Origin of the sequence: Neiella marina, from assembly GCF_002165625.1 — a bacterium.
Lineage (GTDB): Bacteria > Pseudomonadota > Gammaproteobacteria > Enterobacterales > Neiellaceae > Neiella > Neiella marina.
The window spans coordinates 128,187-143,987 of the sequence record NZ_NGNS01000010.1; the positions used below are offsets into that span (position 1 = coordinate 128,187).

Consider the following 15,801-nt stretch of genomic DNA (forward strand, 5'->3'; position numbering starts at 1 on the left):
AAAAAGCCCCGATTCGGTCGGGGCTTTTTTATTACAATTCTAATGTCGGCGGCTAAATCAAAAACTCTTCGAGTGAGCGACCTGCATCGAGCTCTGCTTTAAGTGCCTTGGGAGTGCGGCCTTGCCCAGTCCAAGTCGCCTCTGAACCATCGGCCAAGGTGAATTTATATTTAGCTGGGCGAGGCGCACGTTTAGTTTTTGGTGCCGCAGCAATAACACCTAAATCAGATTCGCTAATGTTATTCTCTGCCATTAGCGCTTTAATCTCTTCAATTTTAGCCAGACGCTCTTGCTCTTCTTCTAAACGCTCAGCTTCTTCTGCTTTAACTTCTTCAATTAGTGCTTCTAATTTTTCTTTGTATTCCACCAAAGCGTCCGAGGACTCACCACGAAGCGCAGCACGCAAGCGGCGATAATTACCTAGTATATCGATGATGTTGGTCATGTTACTTCCTAATTGCCGGAGGGGGAGTTTGGTTATTTATTTTCGATAACGGGTTAATCTTATATCCGATTGAAAAATAAATCCAATTGGCGAAAGTATTGTTATTGTTAGGAAGCTAATAAATTGTAAAAAGCCCGTCAAAATAACGGGCTTTTGCGATAAAACTAGAATTGATGATTATATTGCGCTGCAAAAATATATGCGTTGGCCTTACTTAACTCAACATCAAGGGTGGTGATTGTTTGACCTTGTAATTCGAATTCCTCGTGAACGCGGGTCGAATTGCCATGGAGAAATGAAGCACCAACATCAATATTCGAGTGGTTGTTTAAGTGATAGGTAAAGCCCGCGCTGTACCAGCGTCGGTCGGTATCAGGAATAGAAATAGTGCGGTACTGATCTTTAACCGGACTGGCGTCATAGGCGTAGCCGGCTCGAAGAGTTAATTCAGGGCTTAAAATATAAGTTGCACCGAGTGCTGCACGCCATGAGTTATCAAAGTTTTCTTCTTTTAAGAGTAAGCTGTCACCAATTTCAGTGGTGTCATCAAATTCAACGACTAGTTCCTCGAATGAACTCCAGCCAGTGTAATGATAACTGGCTTGGATAGACCATTGCTCGTTAATTCGATGATTCACTGCGAACTCGGCTAGTGCTGGCAGATCGAGTGCTAATTTACCTGGCGCTTTATCCATTTGCAGCAAGTCGGAAGTAAAGTGGCCTTCCAAGTCGACACTAATTGCTGAACGGTAGGTCAAGGCAATATCGGTTTGTTCGGAGGGCGACCAAAGCACACCAAGGTTCCAACCATAATCCCAGCCATCGCCTTCAACATCAGCGATGGTTGCGCCGCCTGGCACCAGCGGAATCTCTGGCAGTTGACCTGCGGTTAACGCCGCTACTTGGTTGTATTGCTGGTATGTCGCAGCATGATCGTTCATGTAGGCTGGCGTGGAAGTTTTTAAACTGCCGTCGGCATATAGTGCGTTGAAACCAATACCCACTGAGAATTGCTCATTAATCAGATATGAGATATTTGGATTGATGTTAATCGTTGTGACTTCAGTTTTATCTCCGTACTCGAGAGCATTGAAATCATCGTCATAATCCGTACTTAAGCCAAAATTTGAAAAAGTGGCTAAACCAAAGTGGATACGGTCGGTAATTGGGGCAATAAAGTAAAAACTTGGAATAAATGCACCGGGAGCGACATCTTTGCTATCAGCGGAGTATTCGGTGGTCACTCGATTCAACGGGCTACCAGAAATCATTTCAGCGGCTGGCGCTAATGATGAGTTGTATAGCTGGCCTAAGTGATTGGTCGTGGTGCCAGAAAGGTTAACTTCGGGATTAACGTAGCTGAGTTGGCCGCTGATGGCGATACCATCAAATCGACTCATCGCTGCCGGATTACGAGACAAAATCGAGGCATTTTCGACGGTCGCCGCTTCCGCTGCGAATGCCCTCCCTAAGCCATTGGCACTGTGTTCGTTGAGTTGAAAGCCTGCGGCGCTGACGGTCGTTGTTGCGAGCGAGGAAATGAAAGCGACACTGCGCGATAGTCGTTTTGTATGTGGCATAAATGATCGTTAATCGAGGAACAGAATGATAAAAGAGTGCGCAGTGTATTTATTTGCATACAATATGCAACGGTAACCGGCTAACTAATTTGGTTTTGACAGTAATAATTCGGGTGTTCTGTGATAGATAGCTTTTCTCGCCACTTTTTGAAATTCTGCCAGTTGGATTGTCAGCGTCTGATGGCCTGCCTACAACTGAGACAAGATGTCTTTATGATTGAGCAAAATAGTCTTTACCGTGATCTGGATGGCTTGGATAGCCAGTGCTGGCATTATGTGTTGGAGTCGGATGCTAAACCCATTGCCTATGCTCGACTTATCCCGCCGCAACCAGACCACATGGTTGTTCACCTTGGCCGTTTAGCGATCAGTGAAAGTCACCGTGGCAAAGGGTTGGGGAGAGCAATCATGCTCGACTTGCTGGCCGAGTGCGACAACCTGTATCCCCGGCTAGATATTGCTATCTCTGCTCAGGCGCATTTGCGGCCGTTTTATCGGAGCCTTGGTTTTGAGTGCGTTGGAGAGATTTATGATGACGGCGGTGTCGACCATATTGATATGGTCAAAACCGCCGTGAGAACTTAGCTAGACTAGATGCGTTGCCACTTGATGGCATGCTCTAGTGAACTACTGGTGTTTTCGACTAGCTCTGGGTTTTCGCCAATAATAATCAGGCCTTGCTCACCATGACGATTGATCATGCCGTGATAACGGTCGTCTTCAAATTGCGCAGGTGTATCTTTAAAGGCGTCAATATGTGGCACCACAAAGACAGTGACACGTTGGCCTTGGTGCTCCAGGACCATGTGTAGGCTGCGTTTGCCTTTGAAGTCGCAATGATTGGCGTAAAAAATCCGGCCGTCCAGAGCACTCATTTCGGCACCATAACTGGCGAGTTTCGCGTTGACTTGGCTGAGGTTGGCATTTTCATCCAAGGTCGTCATTGACTCGGGCTCATGATACACGTGTGCTAAGGCATAATCGGCCAAGTTGGCGTGCGGTTGCGGCCACAGCGCAAACGTGGCGGTCACCACCAAGGTCACGCTAGCTGCCATGGCGAAGATCCACTTGCGACGCTCATTTTGCTGCTTGTGCTCGGCAAACCTTTGTTTCAGCAATAACTGATTAGCCAAATCTTCAGGCACATCGACATCGAGGGCCGCGGCGATTTTATCATCAAGGGCTCTCATGTCCTTGGCGAACTGCTGACGATTGTCACCCTCAAGCAGCGCTTGCTTGATTGCGTCGTCATCGTCGTAAGGTTCGGCAATTAGCCGACGACGAAATTCTAAGTCATCCATTGCCTTGCCTCCTGTCATCAATACTGTTTTCCAATGCTTCTTTCAATTGATTACGCGCTCTAAACAGGCGCGTCATCACCGTATTCTTATTTAGGCCTAATGCTTCCGCGATTTCTTCACCGCTGTAGCCACCGATCACTTGCAGCAACAATGGCTCGCGATACTCAGGCGCCAGCATTTGGATCTGGCGACGAATTAGCTGCTGCTCCATGGTCGCTTCAGCATCCAATGACGCATTGTCGGCCAGCGGTACATCATCCATGTCAACCAGATCGAATTGCTTGCGTTCAAATCGACGAGCGTTCTCGCGCCGCAAAATCGTAATGAGCCAAGATTTGGCAGCATTGACATCCTTTAGAGAGTCGAGGCTTTTCCAAGCTCGCAAGAATGTTTCCTGCACTAAGTCCTGAGCCACTGCTGAGTCATGACAGAGCCAGTAGGCGTATCGATATATGTCTTTATGAAATGCCCCAACGAGGGCTTCATAGCGTTGTTGTTTACTGTTCATGTCCGATATGACCGGAGAGTGCTGTTTTTTATTTCGCACTTTTTTCAATTCCATTCTGCAAACAGGGACAAAACCATTGTGTGATCAGAACTTGATCCAGTTCAAGATCCTTGACCAGCACCTCGGTATAGTGAGCGCCATTGACCTATGGCAGTAACTGATATGAGCAAAACAGTAGCAGAGAAGATTGAAGACACACCAGCATGTTGTTGTGTAGATGTGGGCTCGATTCTCGATAACAGTGATACAACAGCGACTCTAACCGCTGAGTGTGCTGATGAAAACGCTGCAAATGATGTTCTTGCAGGCTGGCAAAGTGCCGCAGACGATATTGCGTCAGAGCCAGTTGTTGTTAAACATCAAGTTGAAACCACCGAACAAGGTGTTCAGTTAACCGCCAGTCTCACATTTTCGTGCCAAGCTGAACTGCTGATTTTTCAGCTTGGACAACGATAACGATTCTCACAGCCTCTCCAGCACTTTTGGGCATACTTCGGGTATGCCTTTTTTTTGCCTAAAATCTGCTGTCAATTATTAGCAGCTATGTTCGATTAGGGGCATGCAAGCCCCCGCTCAACATTTATTTATTGCGGTAGAGACTTAATGGGTCAACGTGCTGTTGCCGTTGCTGCAGTTCATCACGCAGGTCCGACAGGGCAGAGTGCAAATCAGTGTAGTGCTGCTGAAGTTGCAACTCGTCAGCCGAATACTTGCCATATTGGCTGGTAACAATCGCTCGATAAGCAGCCAGTGCTCGCTGTTGATGAGCTGTTGAAGCAACTTGAGACAATGAGCTGCAGTCACAAGTTGCTCTCAGCCAGGCGCCTAACGCGCGATTGAGTTGGCTGGCGTCATGTGAAGACAAGGCGTCAACCAGCGCCTGCCAATGATCACCGGTTGCCACATGTTCTTTAGCATTGGCTGGTTTGGTCACCGCAATCGGTTGGCGCCGACGAATGATCTGAACGTGAGTGAACCAACCCACCAATGTTGCTAGCCACAGCCCGGCTAGGCCGAAGACGACAGGTGACGAAAAGCCTCCATCTTGAACCGCTGTCGGCTGTGCTGGGGCAGGTGCAAGGTCTTCCACTGGCGCGGCTTGGTTACCTGCGATAACGGTAATGGTTCGCTCGGGCAACACCGCTTCTGCCATTTGATGATAGCGGGTATCCCAATACTCCAAGCGAACTTCAGGAAGAACGTACTCACCGGGTTGGGTCGCGATAATTGCTGCAGCCTCGATTTGTTGGCTAATCACGCTATTACCTTGGTAGGTGGTCGATACTTCCGGTTTGTCGGGGTAAACATTGACCGAGGCCGGATAACTCACTTGCAGCGGCGGCAGTACGCTCTGATCAATGCCGGTCGCAGTCACCGTGATCGAGCGAGTGACCGGCTGGCCAACGGTTAATTGATTGTCGGCAGCATCAAAGGACTCTTCTAAGGTGATGTACTGAGCTGGAATAAAAGGTTGTTTGGCACCTTCTGGTACCGCCATGACTTCGAGAGTCAAGTCGTCGGCAACAACTTGCACTGGTTTGGTGGTGGCATTGTCAAAAAAGCTTCGCGGTTTGCCGGTAACGATCATGCCGCTGAACATCGGTGGCCTAATGGTGAATGTACCTGCTTGTTGCGGGGTCATTGCATACTTGCGGGTGATCACCCGATAGCGACGGCCATTAATGATTTCTACTTTGTCCTGATCGTCACCCATTTGTTTAAAGCTGATGCCTTCACCCTCAGGGTCGGTAAGACTGCCGCGCTCAAGCTGCGCTGCGAGGTACAGCTTGGTGACCAATACGGCAGATTGATTGGGATAAAGTTGTGAGCCAACGACTTCATTGCGGAAGAAAATATCTCGAGGTTGGGCGGCATTGCCGACATCTTTTACCACCTCCAGCTCAATCGGAGCCGAGGATACGCCCTGAGTACTAAACGCAGGAATTGTGTAGTTGCCCGGAATTCGACAAATCAGCAAAGTAGTCCAGGTTGTGGTTCGGCGGGTAGTGCCGTTGATGATTTGCGTTGAGCGACTGATGTTGGTTTGACCAACGACGAAGTCTTTGAGCAATACCGTGGTGTCGATAGCGTTGCGCTTTAGATCATCGTCAGCGGTGATTTCAAGAACAAAAGATTCATTGGTGAGCACTGGGTTCTTATCAACCACCGCGGTGATTTGCGTGAGTGCAAATACCGGCCAAGCGGCCAATGCACTAACTAACGCAATAACCAATGCAATCAATTGCTTCATTGTTTCTCAAACCTCTGTGTTGGTTACCAAACTTCGTCTTCTGCCAGCAAGGTGCCATCCGCTTGCCGTTTTTGATATTCCAGTTGCATTTTGTTGCGCAGCAAAACAGATGGATCATCCGGAAGGCGTTCTAGTTGCACTTCTCTGATCGGCTGTTGTTCATCGCTTGGTTCATCATCCGAGCCCGCTGCAACTTGTCCTGCCGGCGGTTGGTCAAGCTCTGCTGCCGGTTCTTGCTGCTCTGGCTGTGGTTGATTAGCTTGTGGCGATGACTCTGAGTTTTCTGGCTGTTGCTGTTGTGGTTCTGATTCTGGTTGGTTGGCCAAATCAGATTGCAACTCAGAATTAGCTTGTTCATCTTGCTGTTGTTGACTGTCATTGTCAGCAGATTGGTCTGACTGCTGTTCAGAGCTATCACTGGGCTCGGAATCATCGCTATTTGATTGCTGCTGCTCGCCATTTTGCTCTGAATTATCGGATTGCGAGTCAGACTGCTGGTCATTTTGCTCGGAAGACTGATCTTGAGATTGGTCTTGCGATTGCTGTTGATCTTGATCCTGCTGATCGGGCGAATCCGAGTCTTGTTGTGATTGGTCGGACTGATCCTGCTGCTGGTTTTGCTGATCCGGTTGTTGTTGCTGCTGATCTTTAAGTTGCTCAAGCAGCTCTTTATTGGCCTTAGCATCAGCAAAGTCAGGGCGTTGCTGTAGCGCTTGTTGGTAGGCGTCAATTGCTTCATCGAACTGACCAAGTTGCGCGAGGGCGTTACCGAGATTGTAGCTTCCATCGGCTGAATCGACCTGCTGAAATTGCTCAGCAGCGAGCTGATAATCACCGGCTCGATAGTGCGCCATACCTTTTCGCATTGGCTCGCTGAATAATCCTGCTGCCTGTTGATGTTGCCCTTGATCAAAAGCTTGTTGACCTTGCTGAGCTTTGGTTTGCCATAAGTCTTGCCAGCCAAACGCTGCACTTTGCTGAGACGGCAACAGCAAGCAAACAGCGATGACAACGACCGCGCCACGGCGGAATAGCAACAACATCAAAGGGGCCAGCAGAATTGCCAAATAGGGGCCAGCATCAGCGCGCAGTTCGGCGGTAAGCTGTTGTTGCTGGTTAGTTGAAGATTTAGCCGCTGCTTTGGTTGTATTGACCAAGTAATCGATGTCACGGTTCGAGTCGGTCAAGGCAATAGCGACGCCGCCAAATGTTGACGCCAACGATTTGCTGATTGCTGGATCCGCTGTCGGGACTGAGATTTCACCGCGGTTGTTTTTCAGTAACTCGCCGTTAGGAAGTTGAATCGGAGCGCCCGCAGCGGTGCCAATTTGGAGGATATTGAGGCGGAAATCTCTACCTTGCAGGCTGTCGTTGATCGCATCAACTCGCTGCTCAGCAATGCCATCGGTAAACATAATGATGTTGCCGCTGGTATGGCCTGCTTGATTGAGTAGTGCGACGGCTTGTTCAATCGCGCGATCAGGTCGCGAGCCGTAGGACGGCATGATATCGGGGCTCAACGAGTTGATCAGTGTGGTCAGCGTTCGGGCATCACTGGTCATTGGGCTGATGATAAATGCGTCACCGGCATAGGCGATAAGCCCTGTTTCGCCGCCACCGCTACTGTGACTGGCATTAATAAAATCGATCGCTTTATAGCGTAATCGAGCCAAACGGTTGGGTTTGACATCCGTCGCCCATACCGACAGCGACATATCCAATACCAGCACCCTAGCTTGCTCTGAGCTGACCAGAGGTGTGCTCTGGCGACTAAAGCTTGGCCCTGCGCCAGCGATAATCGCAATTAATAATGCTGTCAGCACAATGGGCATCGGACCTTTACTTGCTTTCGGTTGCTCGATCATGTGCTGGCGTAAATGGCTAGCGACCAACTGTTGCACTTTGCCGCTCTGTTGGCGCCGGGGAATTGATAACAATGACAGCAACAACCAAGGTATTAAGCACCAAAGCCAGTCGGGTCTAATCCAAGCGAAGTCCATTACCACGTCTCCCGCTCAGCATGATTTGATGATTTGGCAAATAGTCGACTGGTGGCCAGCTGGATCCAACCCATCAATAACAGCGCCAGTAGCAAAGCCCCCCCAAGAGGGTAGAAAAATACATCAATCACCGGACGATAGAAGGTTTCATCGCTTGCCATTGGCTCCAGTGCATCAATGGTCTGGTAAATTTGCTCCAGGCTTTGCGCATCAGTAGCTCTGAAGTATTGGCCGCCGGTTGCTTGAGCAATGGATTTCAACGCCTCTTCGTTCAAATCTGCTGATGGGTTGACATGGCGAGTGCCCAGTAATGAGCGACGTGTCATGACCTCGGCACCAACGCCAACGGTATAAATCGTGACATTGTGCTTCTGGGCTAACTTCACCGCCTCCTCAGGGGCGAGCGAGCCGGATGTATTATCGCCGTCGGTCAGTAATACCAGTACTCTGTGTTCAGATTGTTGATTGAGGATCTGTTTAATCGACACGCCGATAGCATCACCAATGGCGGTTTGGCGCCCAACCAAGCCAAGAACTGCTTCATCAAGGAATGTCGCCACCGTAAAACGGTCAAACGTCAGCGGAGCTTGCAAGTATGCTGTGTCGGCAAACAGCACCAAACCGATTCGATCGCCCTGACGCCGTTCGATAAAGTCTTTCAGCACATGTTTGACGATGACTAGACGATCGACCATTTGGCCGTTGAGTTGCATGTCTTGCTGCGCCATCGAACCTGACAGATCGACTGCCACCATCAGATCTCTACCTTCCAATGGTCGCCCAACCGGTTCTCCTTGCCATTGCGGCCGCGCAAGCGCAGCGAGCAACAATAGCCAAATCAACGATAGCACTAAGTGAGGCAAGCGCGTTTGCTGTTGCCCAGTGCCACCATCAACCAGCGGCATGGCGCTCGGCATCAGCAGTTTAATTGTTTGCCGAGGCTGCTCGGAGCGAAAGCGGCGGTATAGCCAGGGCAGAGGCAATAGCAATAGCAGCCAAGGCCAGATAAAGGTGATCATGCCGCACCTCCGGCTCTGTCTGGCTGCGACGACGCTTGGTTAGTAGTTGCCTGTGCTGTGCTTGCGGCCAATCGCCAACTCGTCGTTAACCACTGCTGACAACCTATCAGTAGTTGTTCTTGCTGTACTGGGTTTAACGAGCCGCCGCTGTACAGGTGGTGCTGCAACAATTGACACATTTGATCGACTTGAGGTCGCTGTTTCTCGGTGCTCGATGCCTGCAACCACTGATACCAAGGATAACCACTGAGTTTGGCCAACTGTTCGGCTTCACCATAGTGGCAAGCGACGACTTTGAGCAATTCATTGACTTGGCTGGCAGTCACATCCGCTGGTGCCTGTTGCCATTGTTGAATGCGACTTAAGGCTTGGTTGGCAAACTGTTTTGCTCGCTGACGCAACCATAGTTTGCGACCGAACCATACACTGAGTAATAACAATAACCCAATCAGCAACCACCAGCCGGGAGCCAATGGCCACCATGACACCGGTGCGGCGATGACAATATCTTTCAGTGGCAACTGCATGGTTGGCGCAGCTTGATTGGCCATTAGCAGATTCATTGGGGTCATTCGTTCACCCCATCATTTGGTTGTTGTCCTTGGTGTTGGAGTTGCTGCTCAAGATTGCTGGCGGCACTAATCAGGTATTGGTGACGAGTGAGTTGTGCAAGTACATGTTGACGCTGAGCCAACCCTTGTTGGATGTACTGTCGGTAAGCTCGTTGGGTGATGCTGCTGGATAACGTTAAGTTACCTGATCTGAGGCCATCAGTGACGGCCAAGTCTTGCTGACAGACATCGGCAAGGTTTTGCTCCAACGGATCAACCACCTGAAAGGTCATCACCTGATTGTGTCTTTTCAGCAGAGATAATGCCTGACGAGAATCGTCATTGAGCTGCTGAAAGTCGCTGATCACTGCGATCAGGGCTCCGGTGTGGGCGTGACGACGTAAATGTTCAGCAGCTTGTGCCAGTGTTGGTGATTGTGCGGCCTGTTGCTGATGCGCTAGATGCTGTTGCTGGCACTCACAAATACGCTCAAGTACCGCAGTTAAACCCTGACGCCTTGGCCGAGCGGGTACTTCGGTTAATCCCGACGGCGTCATAGCGACTAAACCAATGCGATCGCCACCATTAAATGCCGACCACGCCAAAGCAGCTGCCAAATAACAAGCCTGAGTTGACTTTAGATACAGGGTCGAGCCGAAGTCCATGCTGGCAGATAAGTCCAACAGCACAAATATCGGCCGCTCTCTTTCTTCGTCGTAAAGCTTTGTATGGGTTTTGCCAGTTCGTGCTGTAATACGCCAGTCGATTGCCCGGATATCATCGCCCTGTTGATAGGCTCGCACTTCGCTAAACTCCATTCCGCGGCCTTTCATCCGAGACAAGTACTGACCATGACGGCGTCCGACATTTCGCGGATCAGGACGAAGTGCCAACAAGCGACCAAGGTTCTGACAGACAAGCAAATCATCCATGGTGACGTGGATGCCGTCACCCATGGCTGGCTGTTGTTGTTCCGGTTCTGACTTGCGCCACCAGTTCATTACGGAGCAGGCACCAATTGCAGTAACTGTTGGACGATAGCATCGGCGCTAACGCCACTGGCTTCTGCTTGATAACTTAACAATAAGCGGTGACGCATCACGTTTGGAAATACCGCTTGGACATTGTCCGGGGCGACAAAGTCATTGCCTTGCAACCAAGCATGGGCGCGCGCGCAACGTTCCAAAGCAATCGACGCTCGTGGCGAGACACCGTAAGACAACCATTGCGCCAATTCTTTGCTGTATCGCGCTGGCTGTCTGGTGGCAATAATCAATTCCACCAAGTAACGTTCGACCGACTCAGCCATATGCAGTGCCAAGGTTTCTTGCCGCGCGGCAAATAGTACTTGGGTCGACATTGGCGTGACGGTTTCGCCTTGCTGAGCTTGCGCTTCACGGCGATTCAAACGGAGAATTTGCTGCTCAACGTCAGCATCGGGGTAATCGAGACTGAGATGCATCAAAAATCGGTCAAGCTGCGCTTCGGGCAGCGGATAGGTGCCTTCTTGTTCAATCGGGTTTTGTGTCGCCATTACCATGAACAAATCGGGAAGCGGGTAAGTTTTACCGCCGACAGTGATTTGCTGCTCGGCCATGGCCTCCAATAATGCTGACTGCACTTTGGCTGGTGCCCGGTTTATTTCATCGGCCAGAATCAACGGATGAAACAATGGGCCCGGCTGGAATTGGAAACTACCGTCTTCTGGTCGGTAGATGTCTGAGCCGGTCAAATCCGCAGGCAGTAGATCCGGAGTGAACTGGATGCGCTGGAAATCACCCTCAATGCCGTCTGACAGCGCTTTGACCGCTCGAGTTTTTGCCAGACCTGGAGGGCCCTCGACCAGAATGTGTCCTTCTGCCAGTAGGGCAACCAACATATTCTCTACCAATTCTGGTTGGCCAATGATCTGCGTGCTCATGTAGCGCGCTAGTGCGTCAAATGCTTGTTTCATGGATTCGAGATCGAGATTCAGTGTGATGACTTTGGGCGGTATTTTTACCGTGTCTGAAACTATTCGTCCAGTGTTTGGCCCTGATGAAAGTGAAACAGCTTATGAACTTGTTTGCTTGCTGCCGCAAGGCGGTTACTTTCCTCAGCAAGTAAGCTCGCCGTGACAGAGCTATCTGGTTTGTCGTTTAGAGCAACTTTTTCGGCAAGGATCACCGTTTTCTCTGCAAAATCAAAACAAGTGTTTAAAATCAAAAATAACCTGATACACTCCAAAGTCAACAGGTCTGACCTCTTGCGCAAGCAAGGCAATATAACGAATAACGACACAGGAGCATTACATGTCCAACTCTGTGCTGACGACCCGCAGCGGCGACCGCATCGCTGTAGTTGCTGGGCTAAGGACGCCATTTGCCAAACAAGCCACTGCTTTCCATAAGATACCGGCGGTTGAACTCGGGCAAACCGTGGTTCAAGAATTGGTAACGCGGTTGGAATTGAGTCCTAAAGAAGTTGAGTTGCTTGTGTTTGGACAAGTGGTTCAAATGCCAGAGGCGCCAAATATCGCTCGCGAAATCGTATTGGCCACTGGTATGGATGTTAAAACCGACGCATATAGCGTGTCGCGCGCTTGTGCCACTAGCTTCCAAGCTGTCGCCAATGTTGCCGAAAGCATTATCGCGGGCCACACCTCTGTTGGGATTGCTGGTGGTGCCGACTCATCTTCCGTGTTGCCGATTGGCGTATCGAAAACCTTAGCGACAGCTTTGGTGGAATTAAACAAGGCGCGCACGTTTAATCAGCGCTGGCGCATTCTGAAAAAACTGCGGCTCAAGCATTTATTGCCTGTTCCCCCTGCCGTCGCTGAATATTCAACTGGCTTGAGCATGGGCGATACCGCAGAGCAAATGGCCAAGAGTCATCAAATCAGTCGCGCCGATCAAGATGCTCTAGCCCATCGCTCTCATTCTTTGGCTGCCAAAGCGTGGCAGGAAGGCCTAATGGCAGAGCAAGTGATGACGGTTCACACCCCACAAAACAAGAGCTTTATTGAGCAAGACAATGTCTTCAGAGCCGAATCAAATCTCGAATCCTACGCCAAACTAAGACCAGCATTTGACCGTCGCCACGGCAGTGTGACAGCGGCCAATAGCACGCCGTTGACCGATGGCGCAGCCGCTGTGGTGTTGATGTCAGAATCCAAAGCCAAAGCTCTGGGTTATGAACCACTCGGCTACATCCGCTCATATGGCTTTAGTGCCATTGACGTCTGGCAAGACATGTTGATGGGGCCGAGCTACGCCACCCCCATTGCGCTCGACCGAGCCGGGGTATCGCTCGCAGATTTAACCCTTATTGATATGCATGAGGCGTTCGCGGCTCAAACCCTAGCCAATGTCAAAATGTTTGGCTCAAAACAGTTTGCTGAACAGAAGTTAGGACGCAATAAGGCGATTGGTGACATCGACATGGATAAATTCAATGTCAATGGCGGTTCGATTGCTTATGGTCACCCGTTTGCCGCAACCGGTGCTCGCATGATCACGCAGACCCTCCATGAATTAAAACGGCGAGGTGGCGGTTTGGCGTTAACCACGGCGTGTGCCGCAGGTGGTTTGGGTGCAGCAATGGTGTTGGAGGCAGAATAATGAGCGAGCAAACAGCAATGGAACAACAAGTCTTTCAGTTATCCTTTCAACAGGACGTTGCCGTGGTCACCATGGACGTGCCGGGAGAGTCGGTTAATACCTTGAAAGCCGAGTTTGCCGATCAAGTCCGAGCTGTGCTGCAGCAGATCCGTGGCGCAATGACCGAACAAACGGTTCGCGGGGTCGTGTTGATCAGCGGTAAGAGCAATAGTTTTATCGCTGGTGCAGATATTGCCATGCTTGACGCATGCTCAACCGCCGCCGAGGCCGAAGCCCTTGCTTTGGCTGGTCATGAGGTGTTTGCTGAAATTGAGCAATTCCCGGTTCCGGTTGTCGCGGCCATTCATGGCACATGCTTGGGTGGTGGTTTAGAGTTGGCCATGGCCTGTCATTGGCGTGTCATCACCGATCATGAAAAAACACGTTTAGGTTTGCCTGAAGTCCAGCTTGGCTTGCTTCCCGGTGGTGGTGGTACTCAACGCTTGCCTCGTTTGGTCGGCATCGCCAAATCACTGGATATGATGCTCACCGGCAAACAATTGCGGGCCAAACAAGCATTAAAAGCTAAATTGGCTGATGACATGGTGCCTGAGTCGATATTACTCAATACCGCTATTGCCTTGGCCAAGACCGGCAAACCCGGTAAGCGCCAGCTCAAACGTGACTTGATGGCCAAGGTTCTCGAAACCAATGGCCCAGGCCGGCAGTTACTGTTCTCCCAAGCCAAAAAACAACTATTGGCAAAAACTAAGGGCAATTACCCTGCGCCTGAGGCAATTTTGGCGGTCGTTCGCCATGGTATTGAACGCGGGATCAAACGCGGGTTGGCTAAAGAAGCCAAAGAGTTTGCTAAGTTGGTGATGACACCGGAATCAGAGTCACTGCGACAACTGTTTTTTGCCACCACCGAGATGAAGAAAGATTTTGGCGGCGGCGATGCCAAACCAGCCGATATTAGTAAAGCCTTGGTGTTGGGTGGTGGTTTGATGGGCGGCGGCATTGCCAATGTCACAGCGATCAAAGCCGGTATTCCTACGCGCATAAAAGACATTTCTGAACAAGGCATTAGCCATGCCCTGCAGTACAGCTACGAGCGTTTGCAAAAACAAGTCAAGCGACGCTTTGTCACCAAATCGCAAAGTATTGCTCAGATGGCGAAGCTCTCCGGCACGCTCAATTACTCTGGGGTAAAAGATGCCGATATTGTCGTTGAAGCAGTATTCGAAGATCTGTCGCTGAAGCATCAAATGGTCGCTGATGTAGAAGCAAATTGCTCGGAGCACACTGTGTTCGCCAGTAATACGTCATCACTGCCGATTGCCGATATCGCAGCTCATGCTAAGCGTCCCGAGAATGTCATTGGCCTGCATTACTTCTCGCCAGTCGACAAAATGCCGTTGGTGGAGGTCATTGCACACGACAAAACGTCTGATCAAACCATTGCCACCACCGTTGCCTTTGCCCGCAAGCAGGGTAAAACGCCGATTGTCGTCAAAGATGGTGCTGGCTTCTATGTCAATCGCATCTTAGCTTTGTATGTCAATGAAGCAGCTCAGCTACTATTAGCCGGAGAGCCCGTTGACCATATTGATCGCAGCTTGGTGCAATTTGGCTTTCCTGTTGGCCCGATGCAGTTGTTGGATGAAGTGGGTATTGATGTCGGCTCTAAGATTGCGCCGATTTTGCAACAACATTTGGGAGAGCGGTTTACCGCCCCTGCCGCCTTTGACAAATTATTGGCAGACGATCGCAAGGGCAAGAAGAACAAGCGTGGCTTCTATCAATACAAGGGCGGAAAGGGCACTAAGAAAGTCGATGAAAGCGTTTATCCGCTGCTCGGCGTGTCGGCAAACCAATCACTACGGCAAGATGATGTGATTGAGCGTTGTGTGTTACAAATGCTCAATGAAGCCGCACGCTGCTTGGAAGAGGGTATTATCCAGAGTCCTCGTGATGGCGATATTGGCGCCATTTTTGGTATTGGTTTCCCGCCTTTCTTGGGCGGCCCTTTCCGTTATCTGGATGCTCTCGGCGCTGCACAGGTTGTTAATCGGCTAGAGTCGTTAACCAAGACCCATGGCAGTCGGTTTGAGCCGTGTGACAGGCTGCTGCAGATGGCTAAAGACAATGAGAGTTTTTATTAAACGGCTAAAAGTGGCTGGAATTTGAACAATCAGGCACATATAATTCGCGCCTCAATCGAATAGGAGATCCGCTGTTGTTGTTTCTACTTGTTTTGTTGCATGCGTTGCTCGCGTCGGTGGCGTATGTTGTTGCAACCTCAAGTGCTTTGTGCCCGAAGCGTTGGGCATTGGCGGGACTGGTGTTGGGGCCTGTGGCTATGGTGATGATGCAAACCCATAAACGAATGAGTTGGCAACGCGCTGTAGGAGTTGGCAATACGGTCGTTCGTTTTTGACCCATTGCTCGTACTCGGAAAATGTGCCGTCCTAAAATAAGTTGACGGTTTTTGATTAAGCCAGCGTTCCTCCAACGCTGGCTTTTTTGTGCACTTCTTCTGGCGTTTTCATGCCAAGGCTCAAGTGC

The 15,801-nt window shown here is 50.2% G+C and carries 16 protein-coding genes; 6 read left to right on the forward strand and 10 right to left on the reverse strand.

Annotated features, from left to right (window positions below; translation table 11 throughout):
• Positions 1-52: 52 nt before the first annotated feature.
• A complete protein-coding gene (locus tag CBE68_RS09835) occupies positions 53-445 on the reverse strand; it encodes an H-NS family histone-like protein (protein WP_087505901.1) in 393 nt (130 codons plus the stop codon).
• Between the two features lie 164 nt (positions 446-609).
• Positions 610-2,025 carry an outer membrane protein transport protein gene (locus tag CBE68_RS09840; protein WP_087505902.1) on the reverse strand — a complete coding sequence of 472 codons (1,416 nt, stop codon included), beginning with the start codon at positions 2,023-2,025 and terminating at the stop codon, positions 610-612.
• A 213-nt stretch (positions 2,026-2,238) separates the two neighbouring features.
• Between CBE68_RS09840 and CBE68_RS09845 the strand changes: the two genes are divergently transcribed.
• Positions 2,239-2,610, forward strand: a complete 372-nt coding sequence (locus tag CBE68_RS09845; RefSeq protein WP_158100565.1) for a GNAT family N-acetyltransferase — start codon at positions 2,239-2,241, stop codon at positions 2,608-2,610.
• A 5-nt stretch (positions 2,611-2,615) separates the two neighbouring features.
• Here CBE68_RS09845 and CBE68_RS09850 read toward each other — a convergent pair whose 3' ends face one another.
• Both CBE68_RS09850 and CBE68_RS09855 read right to left on the reverse strand, forming a co-directional pair.
• Positions 2,616-3,326: a DUF3379 family protein gene (locus tag CBE68_RS09850; RefSeq protein WP_158100566.1), complete on the reverse strand. Its 711-nt coding sequence runs from the start codon at positions 3,324-3,326 to the stop codon at positions 2,616-2,618.
• A complete protein-coding gene (locus CBE68_RS09855; protein WP_087505905.1) occupies positions 3,319-3,888 on the reverse strand; it encodes a sigma-70 family RNA polymerase sigma factor in 570 nt (189 codons plus the stop codon). Before CBE68_RS09855 ends, CBE68_RS09850 begins: the two co-directional genes overlap by 8 nt.
• A gap of 108 nt (positions 3,889-3,996) precedes the next feature.
• Here CBE68_RS09855 and CBE68_RS09860 point away from each other — a divergent pair, with 108 nt between their 5' ends.
• Positions 3,997-4,290 carry a YfcZ/YiiS family protein gene (locus tag CBE68_RS09860; protein WP_087505929.1) on the forward strand — a complete coding sequence of 98 codons (294 nt, stop codon included), beginning with the start codon at positions 3,997-3,999 and terminating at the stop codon, positions 4,288-4,290.
• 124 nt (positions 4,291-4,414) lie between these two features.
• On the opposite strand, the gene CBE68_RS09865 is transcribed toward CBE68_RS09860, so the two are convergent.
• Genes CBE68_RS09865 through CBE68_RS09890 form a run of 6 tightly spaced genes read right to left on the reverse strand, consistent with a single transcriptional unit; the run spans position 4,415 to position 11,609 of the window.
• Entirely contained in the window at positions 4,415-6,085 is a 1,671-nt protein-coding gene (locus CBE68_RS09865) for a BatD family protein (RefSeq protein ID WP_087505906.1), read from the reverse strand.
• A 23-nt stretch (positions 6,086-6,108) separates the two neighbouring features.
• Complete coding sequence (locus tag CBE68_RS09870; RefSeq protein WP_087505907.1) at positions 6,109-8,085, reverse strand: VWA domain-containing protein; 1,977 nt, start codon at positions 8,083-8,085, stop codon at positions 6,109-6,111.
• Positions 8,085-9,104, reverse strand: a complete 1,020-nt coding sequence (locus CBE68_RS09875) for a vWA domain-containing protein (RefSeq protein WP_087505908.1) — start codon at positions 9,102-9,104, stop codon at positions 8,085-8,087. The genes CBE68_RS09870 and CBE68_RS09875 overlap by 1 nt, the downstream gene beginning before the upstream one ends.
• Positions 9,101-9,676: a DUF4381 domain-containing protein gene (locus tag CBE68_RS09880; RefSeq protein WP_087505909.1), complete on the reverse strand. Its 576-nt coding sequence runs from the start codon at positions 9,674-9,676 to the stop codon at positions 9,101-9,103. Before CBE68_RS09880 ends, CBE68_RS09875 begins: the two co-directional genes overlap by 4 nt.
• Positions 9,673-10,656 (reverse strand): DUF58 domain-containing protein, encoded by a 984-nt coding sequence (locus CBE68_RS09885; protein ID WP_087505910.1) that lies wholly within the window; start codon positions 10,654-10,656, stop codon positions 9,673-9,675. The genes CBE68_RS09880 and CBE68_RS09885 overlap by 4 nt, the downstream gene beginning before the upstream one ends.
• A complete protein-coding gene (locus CBE68_RS09890) occupies positions 10,656-11,609 on the reverse strand; it encodes an AAA family ATPase (protein ID WP_087505911.1) in 954 nt (317 codons plus the stop codon). Before CBE68_RS09890 ends, CBE68_RS09885 begins: the two co-directional genes overlap by 1 nt.
• Here CBE68_RS09890 and CBE68_RS18735 point away from each other — a divergent pair.
• The 4 genes from CBE68_RS18735 (at position 11,608) to CBE68_RS09905 (ending at position 15,673) form a co-directional block, all read left to right on the forward strand.
• Positions 11,608-11,772, forward strand: a complete 165-nt coding sequence (locus tag CBE68_RS18735) for a hypothetical protein (protein WP_158100567.1) — start codon at positions 11,608-11,610, stop codon at positions 11,770-11,772. The two genes, CBE68_RS09890 and CBE68_RS18735, sit on opposite strands and share 2 nt — an antisense overlap.
• A gap of 174 nt (positions 11,773-11,946) precedes the next feature.
• Positions 11,947-13,254 (forward strand): acetyl-CoA C-acyltransferase FadI, encoded by a 1,308-nt coding sequence (fadI, locus tag CBE68_RS09895; RefSeq protein ID WP_087505912.1) that lies wholly within the window; start codon positions 11,947-11,949, stop codon positions 13,252-13,254.
• A 17-nt stretch (positions 13,255-13,271) separates the two neighbouring features.
• Complete coding sequence (gene fadJ, locus CBE68_RS09900; RefSeq protein ID WP_087505930.1) at positions 13,272-15,398, forward strand: fatty acid oxidation complex subunit alpha FadJ; 2,127 nt, start codon at positions 13,272-13,274, stop codon at positions 15,396-15,398.
• A 74-nt stretch (positions 15,399-15,472) separates the two neighbouring features.
• Positions 15,473-15,673: a hypothetical protein gene (locus CBE68_RS09905; protein WP_143824536.1), complete on the forward strand. Its 201-nt coding sequence runs from the start codon at positions 15,473-15,475 to the stop codon at positions 15,671-15,673.
• Positions 15,674-15,801: the final 128 nt, after the last annotated feature.